This is a genomic window from Synechococcus sp. EJ6-Ellesmere, from assembly GCF_024345875.1.
Classification (GTDB): domain Bacteria; phylum Cyanobacteriota; class Cyanobacteriia; order PCC-6307; family Cyanobiaceae; genus Regnicoccus_A; species Regnicoccus_A antarcticus.
Genome location: NZ_JAGQBY010000105.1, coordinates 1 through 11,130 on the forward strand (window position 1 = coordinate 1; position 11,130 = coordinate 11,130).

14 protein-coding genes and 1 pseudogene are annotated in these 11,130 nt (G+C 68.1%); 10 read left to right on the forward strand and 5 right to left on the reverse strand.

Annotation, left to right across the window (positions count from 1 at the left end; translation table 11 throughout):
- Positions 1-1,455 (forward strand): DEAD/DEAH box helicase (locus tag KBY78_RS11810; RefSeq protein WP_255143756.1); only part of this gene is annotated, 1,455 nt, incomplete at its 5' end.
- A 1-nt stretch (position 1,456) separates the two neighbouring features.
- Here the strand turns inward: KBY78_RS11810 and KBY78_RS11815 are convergent.
- The 3 genes from KBY78_RS11815 to KBY78_RS11825 form a co-directional block, all read right to left on the reverse strand.
- Complete coding sequence (locus KBY78_RS11815) at positions 1,457-1,885, reverse strand: hypothetical protein (RefSeq protein ID WP_255143757.1); 429 nt, start codon at positions 1,883-1,885, stop codon at positions 1,457-1,459.
- Complete coding sequence (locus KBY78_RS11820) at positions 1,866-2,375, reverse strand: DUF6554 family protein (RefSeq protein WP_261350169.1); 510 nt, start codon at positions 2,373-2,375, stop codon at positions 1,866-1,868. The genes KBY78_RS11815 and KBY78_RS11820 overlap by 20 nt, the downstream gene beginning before the upstream one ends.
- 81 nt (positions 2,376-2,456) lie before the next feature.
- Positions 2,457-2,978 carry an AbrB family transcriptional regulator gene (locus tag KBY78_RS11825; RefSeq protein WP_255143758.1) on the reverse strand — a complete coding sequence of 174 codons (522 nt, stop codon included), beginning with the start codon at positions 2,976-2,978 and terminating at the stop codon, positions 2,457-2,459.
- 92 nt (positions 2,979-3,070) lie between these two features.
- On the opposite strand from KBY78_RS11825, the gene KBY78_RS11830 reads away from it, so the two are divergent.
- Positions 3,071-3,355, forward strand: a complete 285-nt coding sequence (locus tag KBY78_RS11830; protein ID WP_006172760.1) for a hypothetical protein — start codon at positions 3,071-3,073, stop codon at positions 3,353-3,355.
- Positions 3,356-3,462: 107 nt separating this feature from the next.
- The gene (locus tag KBY78_RS11835) at positions 3,463-3,684 is read left to right on the forward strand and encodes a hypothetical protein (protein ID WP_255143759.1); all 222 of its coding nucleotides are present in this window, start codon (positions 3,463-3,465) and stop codon (positions 3,682-3,684) included.
- A 658-nt stretch (positions 3,685-4,342) separates the two neighbouring features.
- On the opposite strand, the gene KBY78_RS11840 is transcribed toward KBY78_RS11835, so the two are convergent.
- Entirely contained in the window at positions 4,343-5,380 is a 1,038-nt protein-coding gene (locus KBY78_RS11840) for a mevalonate kinase (RefSeq protein ID WP_255143760.1), read from the reverse strand.
- Between the two features lie 38 nt (positions 5,381-5,418).
- Here KBY78_RS11840 and KBY78_RS11845 point away from each other — a divergent pair, with 38 nt between their 5' ends.
- The 7 genes and pseudogenes from KBY78_RS11845 to KBY78_RS11875 all read left to right on the forward strand — a co-directional run bounded on the left by KBY78_RS11845 (position 5,419) and on the right by KBY78_RS11875 (position 9,804).
- Entirely contained in the window at positions 5,419-5,595 is a 177-nt protein-coding gene (locus tag KBY78_RS11845) for a hypothetical protein (RefSeq protein ID WP_255143761.1), read from the forward strand.
- The gene (locus KBY78_RS11850) at positions 5,573-5,941 is read left to right on the forward strand and encodes a secondary thiamine-phosphate synthase enzyme YjbQ (RefSeq protein ID WP_231598168.1); all 369 of its coding nucleotides are present in this window, start codon (positions 5,573-5,575) and stop codon (positions 5,939-5,941) included. Before KBY78_RS11845 ends, KBY78_RS11850 begins: the two co-directional genes overlap by 23 nt.
- Positions 5,942-6,377: 436 nt before the next feature.
- A complete protein-coding gene (locus tag KBY78_RS11855) occupies positions 6,378-8,093 on the forward strand; it encodes an NAD(P)/FAD-dependent oxidoreductase (protein WP_255143762.1) in 1,716 nt (571 codons plus the stop codon).
- A 110-nt stretch (positions 8,094-8,203) separates the two neighbouring features.
- Positions 8,204-8,683, forward strand: a complete 480-nt coding sequence (locus tag KBY78_RS11860; protein ID WP_197171580.1) for a cupin domain-containing protein — start codon at positions 8,204-8,206, stop codon at positions 8,681-8,683.
- Positions 8,684-8,760: 77 nt separating this feature from the next.
- Complete coding sequence (locus tag KBY78_RS11865; RefSeq protein WP_255143763.1) at positions 8,761-8,931, forward strand: Gfo/Idh/MocA family oxidoreductase; 171 nt, start codon at positions 8,761-8,763, stop codon at positions 8,929-8,931.
- Between the two features lie 21 nt (positions 8,932-8,952).
- Positions 8,953-9,123, forward strand: a pseudogene (locus KBY78_RS11870) (Gfo/Idh/MocA family oxidoreductase); the annotation flags it as partial.
- A gap of 57 nt (positions 9,124-9,180) precedes the next feature.
- Positions 9,181-9,804: a Gfo/Idh/MocA family oxidoreductase gene (locus tag KBY78_RS11875; RefSeq protein WP_399215804.1), complete on the forward strand. Its 624-nt coding sequence runs from the start codon at positions 9,181-9,183 to the stop codon at positions 9,802-9,804.
- 20 nt (positions 9,805-9,824) lie between these two features.
- Here the strand turns inward: KBY78_RS11875 and KBY78_RS11880 are convergent.
- On the reverse strand, positions 9,825-11,130 hold a 1,306-nt coding region (locus KBY78_RS11880), incomplete at its 5' end, for a hypothetical protein (RefSeq protein WP_255143764.1).

The following is an 11,130-nucleotide window of genomic DNA, read 5'->3' on the forward strand; positions in this document are numbered from 1 at the left end:
TTTCCGCTCGAGGCCGCAGGCCAGTTGCAGGCTCTGCTGGGGGCGCGCTTTGCGAACCAGCCCGGCCTGGCCCAGTGGCAGACCTGGCTGCGCCAGCCACTGCCCCCCATGCAGCCGCATCGTGAGTTGATGGCGGCTGCCCAGCTGGAGGCCCCCCTGCCGGACGGGCGGCAGCTGTTCAGCCACCAGCGCACGGCGGCCCGCTGGTTGCTGGCTCGCCGTGGGGCTGTCCTGGCCCATGCGATGGGCCTGGGCAAGACCCTCACAGCCTTGGTGGCAGCCCGCGCCCTCTCCCGTTGCGCCGACTGCCGCATTGCCGTGGTGGCCCCGGTGGGTCTGCACGGCTTCTGGCTGCAGGAGTCCCTGGCCCTGGAACTGGCTGTGGAGCTGTTCAGCTGGGCGCGGCTGCCGGCGGAGCTGCCCCCTGCCGGCACCGTGCTGCTTGTGGATGAGGCCCATTTCGCCCAGAACATGGCGGCGGCCCGTACCCGGGCCCTGCTGCGCCTGGCCCGTCACCCGCGCCTGCGGGCGATCTGGCTCCTGAGCGGCACCCCGATGAAGAACGGCCGCCCGCGGCAGCTCTTCCCCCTGCTGGCGGCGATCGATCATCCCCTCGGCCGGGATCAGCTCAGCTTTGAGCAGACCTATTGCCAGGGCCATTGGCGTGAAAGCGGTGGGCGCCGCCACTGGCAGGCCAGCGGGGCTGAACGTCTGGAGGACCTGCACCGGCTGATTCAGCCGTTGGTGCTGCATCGGCGCAAGCAGGATTGCCTCGACCTTCCCCCCAAGCGCCGCCTGATCTGCCCCGTGGCGCTCAACGCCAGCCAGGCCCAGGGGTTTGAGCATGAGCTGCAGCAGCGGGTGGAGAACTACCGCCTGCGGGCCGCCCGCGGCGAGGTGCGCCGCGACGCTGAATCCCTGGCGATGCTCACGGCCCTCAGGCAGATCGGCGCGGCCTACAAGGTGCCGGCGGCCCAGGCTCTGGTCACGCAGTTGCTCGCGGGTGGAGCCGCGGTGGTGGTGTTCACGGCCTTCGTGGCTCCTGCCGAGCGGCTGGCCGCGAGCCTGGGTGGTGCCGTGCTCACGGGCCGTCTCAAGCCACCGGAGCGGCAGCGCCAGGTGGAGCGCTTCCAGGCGGGCCGGGTGCCATTGCTGGTGGCCACCTTCGCAGTCGCGGGCCTTGGCTTCACCCTGCACCGCGCCAGTCACGTTGTTCTGCTGGAGAGGCCCTGGACCCCGGGCGACACCGAGCAGGCGGAGGACCGGGCCCATCGCATCGGCATGGCCGGTCCCCTCACTGCCCACTGGCTGCAGCTGGGGGTGGCCGATCAGCTGGTGGATGGGCTGATCGCCAGCAAGGCCGAGCGGATTGCCCTGGCCCTCGGTGGCCGTCAGGCGATCCTGCGCCGCCAGGCCCTGCCGGCGATGGTGCGCCAGTTACTGGAGGCCTGGTGAGTCAGGGGGCCGCCGCCGCCGGAATGTCGCGGCAGCTTTCCTGGCGCACACGGATGTCGGTGACCAGCTGGGGATCGCCGGCATCCTTCGAGGGGTTGCCGTTGCTGGTGGCCTTGAGCAGCTCCGCCGCCTTGTCGATGTCCTGGCAGGCCCTGGCCTGCTCGCCCCTGAGGGTGTGGATCACGAAGCGGTCACTGAGGGGACGGGCCTCAAGCGGGAAGGCACGCACCACCTTGTCGCAGCGCTCCAGGGCCTGATCGAGCCGATCCACCTTGACCTCATCGAGGCATTCGTCCTGGCGCAGCCGTGGCGATTCCGTGGTCGGGGGGGGCGCCGCGGTACAACCGGCCAGGGCCAGGGTCAGCGCCAGAGCGGACCAGAGGGCCCGAGGGGATTCAGCGCGAAGGGAATCAGTAGGAATAGCGGTCATTGCGAGTGGTTCCGCCGCCGCTGGGGATGGGAACAGGACCAGTGCTTCCACTTGCTGGGATGTCGGTCCTCAGTGGCGCGGGTTTTTCACTGCCATAGAGGGCTCCTATGAAGCGGCCGCAGTCGGGGAAGGCATCGGGGGAATTCACCACGGCCTCGGTGATCATCACGGCGGCATGTTCAGGCGAGGTCTTGAACAGACTGGCGCTCTGGCGCTTGATCAGGGCGTAGGCGGCGGTCCAGCTCACCTCGTGGTCATTGCCGGCCTTGCGCATGAAGCAGTACACCTCTGCGCCCTTGTTGCCTGGATCGCTGGGGCCCGGCTGACTGACCTGGGCCAGCCGCGTCGGTTGGCTCAGCAGGGGCAGCGGACTCGCCAGGAGCAGCAGGGTGGGCACCAGGATCCCCCGCAGGGCCGATCTCAGCCTGCGGCTACGGTCTCTGGCCGGCGCCGTTGAAGTTGAGAAGGGGCAGAGGAGACGGGAGAGCATCGAATCGGTTCGTGGAGCCAGGCATCGGGCACCAACGTATCGGTCGACTCAGAACTGTCGAGGGGGCGGCACTGGCGTTTGTCAACTGGAGGAATGACCAGCTGTGAATGACAGCACCAGCCTGATCACCATGGGCACCACCAGCAGCACCGTGATCAGCCGCACCGCGTGAAGGGCAGCCACGGCGGCACCGACACCGAATTCAGCGCCCACCAGGCTCATGCCGCTGATGCCTCCGGGGGCAGCCCCCAGCAGGGTGATGATCGGACTCACCCCCAGCAGCCGGCTGCTCCAGAGGCCAACCACCAGGCCGGTGGCCACCAGGGTGACGGTGATCAGGATCGCCGGCCGCCACAGTTGCCGCAGTTCCGTCAGCGCTGCGCTGGTGAGGCCGGTGCCGATCACCGTGCCGATGGCGATCTCAAGGCCCGTGCGGGTCCCAGGGGGCCAGTGGGCCACATCCCAGCGCCCGCTCATGCTCACCAGCCCCGCACCGAGCAGGGCTCCCGCCAGGGGCGCCGCTGGAATCCCCGTTCGCAGGGCGAGCAAGCCACCGCCCAGGCCGGCCAGGAGGTAGATCGCCAGAGTGGCCAGGCTGGACATGGCCGCAGGTGACGCCAGGACGACTCAGTCTGGGAGATGGCTTGAGCGGTGGGCGGTTCTGTGTTGTGATCGGCCTTCTTGGTTCGATTGCCATGGCCCCTGAATCGGTGTCGTTCCGCATCACCCGCACGGCGGAAGATCTCGCCCAGACGGTGGCGGCCTTGTCGCACCGGCTGGTGCACCTGGAGCAACGGCTTGGTCTGCTGGAGATGGCGCTGGAGGAAGACCAGCAGCCGGAGCCCGATCAGCTCCAGGCTCTCTCCAATGTGGAGGTGCTGCTGCGGGACTGCCGCCAGCTGCTCGAAACGTCTGCCCCGGTGTCAGCTCCGTTGGCTGTCGAGCCTGCCCCGCCGCAGGAGCTGGACCTGGCCGCCTAGGACGTTCGCCCCACCTGGCGGGCTGGGTTCCACGCTTCGTTCAGGCCCATATCACTCAAGCTGGCGGTGACCTGCTTCTGGGTGGCAGAATGAAAAGAAAAACAACCATGGCCAGCACCTATCCGGCCTGCCCCCTGCCCCGGAACGGGGGGTCTCTGGCACCTCAGTCCACCGTCCACCGCCCTGGCTACATCGAAGGTGGCCATCAGCTTGAGAAACTGGAATTCGCCCTGGCCATCGCCATCAGCCGTGGGGACAGCAGCCGGGCGGGCCAGCTGCGCTCACAGATCGATGCCATCGGTGGTCTGGGCGAAGAGCCAGGCACCTGACAGCTGAAATTGTCTCTTCCTGTCTGGATTCCTCTCTCTTTCAAGCCAACTTCTCGCTCAAGCGTTAAAGTGGTTGAAGATTGATCTGTTGTTGTGCTTGCGGTTCAAACGCGATCTTCGATCGCCATGTCAAAAGGATCAGAGCAACGAAGCCAGTTCCTCCGCGATGCGGCCAAGCATGAATCCCGTGCTGAAGCTGCTGCCCAACGTGGTGATCTCGTCGAAGCGGCCCAGGCTGTACTCAAATCCCTCGATTGCGAGCGCCGAGCCGGCAGTATCGGCCCCCAGATTCTTCAGGTGATCAAGCCCAGATCCTGAGGGCCTGCTTCAGTGCTCTTCATTCAGGGCCAAGTACGGCTCTGAAATTGAATTCATCTCTGACTCAAGCGGGTGACCGGACTCGAACCGGCGACGTTCAGCTTGGGAAGCTTCTCGATTGATGGGCTGAACTGACTGTGCCGCAGTCAGTCTCATGCTCCTTCATCCTTGGATGTGAGAAGGTCTGTGAGAAGGTTTCGACCAGGCTCTTGCCATCGATAGCTGATCTGCAAGCTGCGCATAGTCCATGGCCCGATGGCCCCGCAGCCGTCGCTCCCACATCCGTTGCGGCACGGGGTGGCTGAGATCGAGCCAGCCGATGATGCGCGCGCTGGTTTTGTCAGCCTGCTGCCGCTGCATGAGCCCCAGGCCGGCGTTGGATCCTGCAGATCCAGGCCTGCACGCCCTCCAGCCCACCCATCCACGCCTGCCCCTCTCGGGCTGCGTGGGGGTCCTGATAGAGGGCGATCACGCTGCCATCGCCGCCCGCTCCGCTGAACTTCGCCCCCAGCGCTCCGCCCGCCTTCAACCCTTGCACGGCCCGCGCCAGGGCCGGGGCGTGCAGGGCTGGCAGCAGCGCAGCCATGTGGTCATAGGCCTGCTGACAGCGATCCATCGCCCGCCCGAGGCCCGTGGCCTCGCCGCCACGCAGGGCCACCGCTCCTTGTTCGGCTTCAGCGGCAAAGGTGGCCAAGGCTGCCCGCACGGCCGCAACCGCCTGGGGATCCAGGTCTGACGCTGCCTGGCCGCGTGCGTGGTCTTGCAACGCCTGCAGGATGGCGTCTGTGTTTCGCGGTGCTGCAAAAGAGGCCACAACCAGATGCAGGGTCTGCGCCGGCTGGATCGTTGTGATCGACACGGCTCCGTCGTTCCCCCAGCGCAGCAGGATCGGTTCGCGCGACACGCAGGCGATCGGATCGAGGGGGCCACAGGCCACGCCGAGCAGATCCCGTTCCACATGGGTGGCCAGCGCCGCCAGCTCCCGACCCTCCAGGCGGCAGCCGGCGTGCCGGACCAGGGCATCCAGCACGGCCACACAGAACGCCGCCGATGACGACAACCCCCTCCCGGCGGGGAGATCGGCTTCCACCGTGAGCTGCACGGCAGGGATGGCAATCTGCCTTGCTCGCAGCGCTGCGGCGGCTGCCGGTACGAACCGCAGGGCACCTCCTGCGGGATCGACGCCGCCATCGATGGGCCAGTGCCCCTCCAGTGTCTGGCCCTCAAGCGTTGTCTTCAGGTGCAGGCCGCGTTCGGCGGGATTGGCGTTCACCCGGATGCCCTGCTCCAGGGGCACCGTCAGGCTGGCTCCTCCCCACCAGTCGCAGTGTTCACCCAGCAGGCAGGCACGACCAGGAACGCGAACGGTCTGCGACATCGTGCGGTTCTCCGGTTTCTCTGTGATAACCCTGGTCCATGCTCGTCGTGCCGGCGATGCCGCGGCCTTCCCCCGGTGAGGATGCCGCCTACCAGCGACATCCCATGGCCACCCTGCTCACCTACCGGCTGCAGCTGGTCACCGCCGGCCCGTTCCGCTGCCACGACATCACCGCCGCGCTTCAGGCCCTTGGTGGAGCGCGCCGATTTGGGTGACGGCCTGCTGGTGGCGGCCGGGCAGCACACCACCACCCGTCGGGTTTCGGCGGCACTGGTGGTGAACGAGAACGAGGAGCGGCTGCTGGCCGATATCGAACGCTTCTTCCTGGAGCTGGTTCCGGCCGATCGGCCCTGGCTGCACAACGATCTGCACCTGCGGCCCGACATCGCCCCGGATGAGCCGCGCAACGCCCACAGCCACCTGATCGCCCTGCTGTTGGGCAACCACCTCAGCCTGCCGGTGGTGGCGGGTCGGCTGGGGCTGGGGGGTTACCAGGCGGTGCTGTTGGTGGGGCTTGATGGCCCGCGCCAGCGGGAGGTACTGGTGCAGCTGTGGGGCTGAGCGCCAGGTTGTCCGGGCGGTGGCGTTTCGCCATGCTCGTCTCCGCTGCCAAGGGTTTCTCTCGGGCGAAGAGCGCCTCGATCCGTCGGGTTTCGGCCACCAGCTGCTCCTCCGGCCCCGGCGGCGGCGTGGCCACCGTGCGGGGAGTGGGCTCAGGGCCAATGCCGAAGCCTGCGATGCTCGATCGGGCGCGGCTGGCGATGGTGCCCAGATCCCCGGCCTCAGGCCTGCCAGGGTATCCGCGGCATGGAGCCGGTATCCGTCGCCTTCCCCACTGTGTGGAACGGTTGCATCGGGCGATCTCACCAGCGGGGCGGTTCAGGCTTGGTCCATCCCGCTTCCGTTCTCAATGGCGCCGATCCCGTCTCCCACGACCACTGCCGAAGCGTGGCTGAGTTCGTTCGCGGCTGCTTTGGCGGGTGGCGACCCCCAGGCCGTGGTGGCGCTGTTTGGCCCGGAATGCTTCTGGCGCGATCTGGTGGCGTTCACCTGGAACCTCCGCACCGAGGAGGGGCCCGAGGCCATCGCGGCCATGCTGGCGGCCCGCCTGGCGGATGTGGCGCCCCATGGCTTCCAGCTCAGGGGCGAGGCCAGCGAGGCCGGCGGCCGGGTGGAGGCCTGGTTCGGTTTCGAAACGCGGGTGGGGCGCTGCAGCGGCCACTTGCGCCTGCGCGATGGCCGCGCCTGGACCCTGTTCACCGCCCTCGATGAACTGAAGGGCCACGAGGAGCGGGTGCGCGAGCGGCGGCCGGCCGGCGCCCAGCACGGCGTCCATCCCGGGCGGCAGTCGTGGGCTGAGCGCCGCGAGGGGGAGCGGCAGGCCCTGGGAGTGACGGAGCAACCGGATGTGGTGATCGTGGGCGGCGGCCAGGCCGGCCTGAGCCTCGCCGCCCGTCTCCGTCACCTGGAGGTGTCGGCCCTGGTGCTGGAGAAGCAGCCCCGCCCGGGTGACCACTGGCGACGCCGTTACAAGAGCCTCTGTCTGCACGATCCCGTTCACTACTGCCATTTCCCCTATCTCCCTTTCCCCGAGGGCTGGCCCCTCTACACCCCCAAGGATCAGCTGGCCGACTGGATGGAGGCTTACGTGAGCGTGATGGGGCTGAACGTCTGGGGTGGTTCGCCGGTCCGCAGTGCCCGCTTCGATCCGGCTGAAGGTCGCTGGCAGGTGAGCACCGAGCGCGATGGCCAGCCGGTGGTGCTTCGCCCCCGCCACTTGGTGTTCGCTATGGGTGTGTCGGGCTATCCGCTGATGCCGTCGCTGCCGGGGGCGGAGAGCTTCGCCGGTGATCAGCACCACTCCAATGCCCATCCCGGCCCCGATGCCTACCGCGGTAAGCGCTGCGTGGTGGTTGGCTCCAACAACTCCGCCCACGACATCGCCGCCGCCCTCTGGGAAGCCGGAGCCGCCCAGGTGACGATGCTGCAGCGCAGCTCGACGCTGATCGCGCCGGTGCCTGCGCTGGAGAAGTACGGCTTCGCCGATGTCTATTCGGAGCGCACCGTGGCCCAGGGCATCACCGCCGAGCAATCGGACATGACGATCGCGTCCATTCCCTACAAGCTGCTGCCCCAGTGGCAGAAGCCGATCTACGACGCGATGCGCGTCGAGTACGCCGATCTCTATGCGCGCCTGGAGAAGGCCGGGTTCCTGCTCGATTTCGGTGCCGACGACTCCGGTGTGTTCATGAAGTTCCTGCGGCGGGGTTCGGGTTACTACCTCGATGTGGGCGCCTCGGAGCTGGTGGCCGATGGTCGCATCCAGCTGCGCAGTGGCGTGCAGATCGAACGGCTCACGCCCCAGACGGTGGTGCTCAATGACGGCAGTGAGCTGGAGGCCGATCTGGTGGTGTATGCCACCGGCTATGGCTCGATGAACCGCTACCTGGCGGAGCTGATCTCACCGGAGGTCGCCGACAAGGTGGGCAAGGTGTGGGGGCTGGGCTCTGAGACGCCCAAGGATCCGGGCCCCTGGGAGGGGGAACTGCGCAACATGTGGAAGCCCACCCAGGTGGAGAACCTCTGGATCCACGGCGGCAACCTGCACCAATGCCGTCACTACTCCCTCTATCTGGCCCTGCAGCTCAAGGCGCGGCTGGCTGGGATCGATACGCCGGTGTACGGCCTGGCCCCCAGCTTCCATACGGCCTGACGAGAGCATCCCGGAGTCATGGCACTCGCAGCGGCGGCGCAGCCTGCGTCCCGAGGCTGCCGGGTCCCGGCACAGTGGGCCTTGCGGCCCTTTGCCTGGAAGCAGGTTCGATGATCCAACCAGCATGCCCGCTCGGCTTCTACGCCGCGCTTCTGCCCGTTGCAGCCCTGGTCGTCAGCGGCGCTCCGGCCCTCAGCCAGCAGGTTCCCGTTGTGGCTCCAGGTCACGAACAGCTGGCACCGGCGCCGGGAGCTCCGACTGCCCAGGTGGGGGTGGCGGTCAGGCGCCTCGGCGGCCAGCCGCTCGATCACGACTTCCGCGCCCTGCTGGGGCGGGAGCTGCGCCTGCGGGAACTGACCATTGCCCCAGGAGGCAGCATCACCCTGCACCGCCATGACCAGCGCCCCGGGGTGGCCTACATCCTCGCGGGCCAGATGACGGAATGGCGTGGCCCCGGGTTCACCCCCAGGGTGATCGGCCCTGGAGAGGCGGTCTTCGAAGCCACCGGTGTCAGCCATTGGTGGCGCAATCAGGGCACCACCCCAGCCCGGGCTCTGGTGGTCGACATCGTTCCGGTCTCCGCACCCTGAGGCGGCAGGGGCACCAACCGGCGAATGCCAGGAGCATGGCGCTGATGGATGGTGCCGGATCTCCGCGGCTCTCTGTGATGAACGCTTCTGCGCCCTTGCGAGTCGGACTGCTCGGCGTCGGCCGCTTCGGCCAGCTCCACCCGGCGGTGTTGGCTGCTCTCCCAGAGGTGCAACTGGCGGCCATCGCCGATACCAATGTCGAACGGCGGTGCGAAGTGGCCGATCGGCATCGGGTGCCCAGGCGCTAAAGCGCAGCCGAAGAACTCTTCGCTGATCCGGATCTGGATGCGTTCGTGATCGTCACCCCCGATGAACAGCACGCCAGCCAGGGCCTTCAGGCCGTGGCCACCGGCCGGCCGGTGTTCATCGAAAAACCCCTGGCCGCCTCATGGCAGGAGGCCGAACACCTGCGGCGGGCGGCCGCCGCCTCCGGCAGCCTGCTGCAGACCGGCCTGATCCTGCGCTACGAGCTGCAGCACGCCCTGCTGCAGGAGGAGGTGGCGGCGGGGGGCTTCGGTGAGCTGGTGTCGCTGCGGGCGAAGCGCAACTGCAGCGCCGCCTGGTTCGAGGGTGTGGCCGATCGGGCCCACACCGTGTTTGAAACCCTGATCCACGACATCGACCTGCTGCTCTGGTTCAGCGGCAGCCAGGCCAGCCGCGTGATGGCGATGGAGCGGCGCTTTGGCAGCCATCTTTCCCCTGAGGGCTGCTTCGCGCTGATCCAGTTCGCCAGCGGCTGCGTGGGGATCGCCGAAACCAGCTGGTTCGTGCCTGGCCAGGCCCCGGCCAACCTGATCACGGAGACGTGGCAGGGCACGATCGATGCCGAGCTGGCCGTGGTGGGAACGCGCCGCACCGCCCAGCTACGCCTGCTGGATGCTCCCCTGCAGATCTGGGGCGAGCAGCGGCAGCACTGTCCCGACGGGCTGCTCTGGCCCCAGCGGCAGGGCCGGGTGCTGGGCGCCCTGCGGGAGGAACTGCGCGATTTCGTGACCGCAGCCCGCTCGGGCATCCCCTCGGCCACCGCTTCCCTGAACCAGGCGATCGAGGGTCTGCGCATCGCCGAGGCGATCGTGGAGTCGGCACGCAGCGGCCAGACGGTCACCCTCATGCCGCGCTGAACGTCCGGAAACCGGGGCCCTCAGCAAAGGGCTAGCACTGCTTGGTGGGCGCGCTCCAGGTCGGCTGCGGCCTGAGGGTCAAGGACCTGCAGCAGCTCAAGCCCGGTTTGCCGATCCGTCCGGGGGCGGATGCCCGTGGCGGAGAGAGTGTCCTTGAACCACACGTTGCGCTCAATCTCACTGCCCGGCAGCACGAAGGCTTCAGGGATGTTCACCACGCTCCTCAGGCATTCGGGATCCCAGTCCCGGCTGCGAAACGCCTGAATCCAGGGGATCGTCCGCGCCAGCGCGCTGAGCGTGGCATCCGGCTGCTCCAGCAGCGCGTCGAAATCCATCAGATGGGTGGAAGCGGGCAGCCGTTCGCGGGCAAGCCGCAGGTAGCGCTCCGTGTTGGCGTAGCTGATCTGGATGATGTCCAGGCCGTGCGCCCAGATCCGCTGGCCCGCCTGCTGGAGATCGTCCGCAGCGATGCTGTCGCCGGGCGCCTTGCCCACAAAGGCGAGCAGGCGCTGCCGATCGATCCGGTCGCCGCTGCCGCTGAAGCCGGCGGTTGCCCAGCGCTCCAGATCCTCCAGCGCGGGCCCCGGATCAGCGGCCTCGGGCCCGGCGGGCAGCAGCCTCCTCACCACCGCGGCGATCTCCCGGTTGGTGATGGTGCCGGCCGCGCTCAGAAAGTGAACGGTGCGGCGCAGCAGAAACGAGTGGAAACAGTCGCTGGGCCGCCTTGTGGTGAACAGCAGGCTGCCGCCGCTCTCCTGCACCAGCGCCAGCAGCCGCAGAAACTCAGCCTCGTTGCGGTTGTAGGTGTGCTCCTTGACCGTGAGGATCAGGGGCGGTTGCTCGGTGGCTGGGATCCGGTGGCCGCCATCCCCGCCATCCAGGCTCTGCAGCAGAGCTTCCACATCGGCCAGCAGCCTCGTATCGAAGCCGGGGTCGTAGCGGCCCTCGGCGTCAGGGATCCTGGGCTGGCACAGGCGCTGGGCCAGCTCCCGCTGCCGTTCGATCCAGCCGATCTCACAGCCGCCGGTGCGCATCTGCTGCCGCAGGCGCCACTGCAGCCAGGCCAGCTGGGCTGTGATCAGCAACAGCCGCTCCATATCCACGTCGCGACGCGGATTGTCCGCCTGGTTGTGACGACAGCCGGGCAGCACCCCGAGATTGCCGGGCTCATTCACCAGGCCGATCGCCTGGTCTCCTTCGGCCAAGTGGGCGCAGCCCAGGGCGATCAGCAGCATCGTGCCCACCTGCCGGGGGTTGGAGGCTACCACGTTCAGCTGAATCCGCCGGTGGCGCAGGAATGCCCTGAGCCGGGCGTGCAGTTCGGCC

Excerpts from the sequence above, each read along its gene's own strand:
- KBY78_RS11865 (WP_255143763.1), top strand. The coding sequence starts at position 8,761 with ATGAACGCTTCTGCGCCCTTGCGAGTCGGACTGCTCGGCGTCGGCCGC.
- KBY78_RS11845 (WP_255143761.1), top strand. The coding sequence starts at position 5,419 with ATGCTCGTCGTGCCGGCGATGCCGCGGCCTTCCCCCGGTGAGGATGCC.
- KBY78_RS11830 (WP_006172760.1), top strand. The coding sequence starts at position 3,071 with ATGGCCCCTGAATCGGTGTCGTTCCGCATCACCCGCACGGCGGAAGAT.
- KBY78_RS11860 (WP_197171580.1), top strand. The coding sequence starts at position 8,204 with ATGATCCAACCAGCATGCCCGCTCGGCTTCTACGCCGCGCTTCTGCCC.
- KBY78_RS11825 (WP_255143758.1), bottom strand. The coding sequence starts at position 2,978 with ATGTCCAGCCTGGCCACTCTGGCGATCTACCTCCTGGCCGGCCTGGGC.
- KBY78_RS11820 (WP_261350169.1), bottom strand. The coding sequence starts at position 2,375 with ATGCTCTCCCGTCTCCTCTGCCCCTTCTCAACTTCAACGGCGCCGGCC.
- KBY78_RS11840 (WP_255143760.1), bottom strand. The coding sequence starts at position 5,380 with ATGTCGCAGACCGTTCGCGTTCCTGGTCGTGCCTGCCTGCTGGGTGAA.
- KBY78_RS11815 (WP_255143757.1), bottom strand. The coding sequence starts at position 1,885 with ATGACCGCTATTCCTACTGATTCCCTTCGCGCTGAATCCCCTCGGGCC.
- KBY78_RS11835 (WP_255143759.1), top strand. The coding sequence starts at position 3,463 with ATGGCCAGCACCTATCCGGCCTGCCCCCTGCCCCGGAACGGGGGGTCT.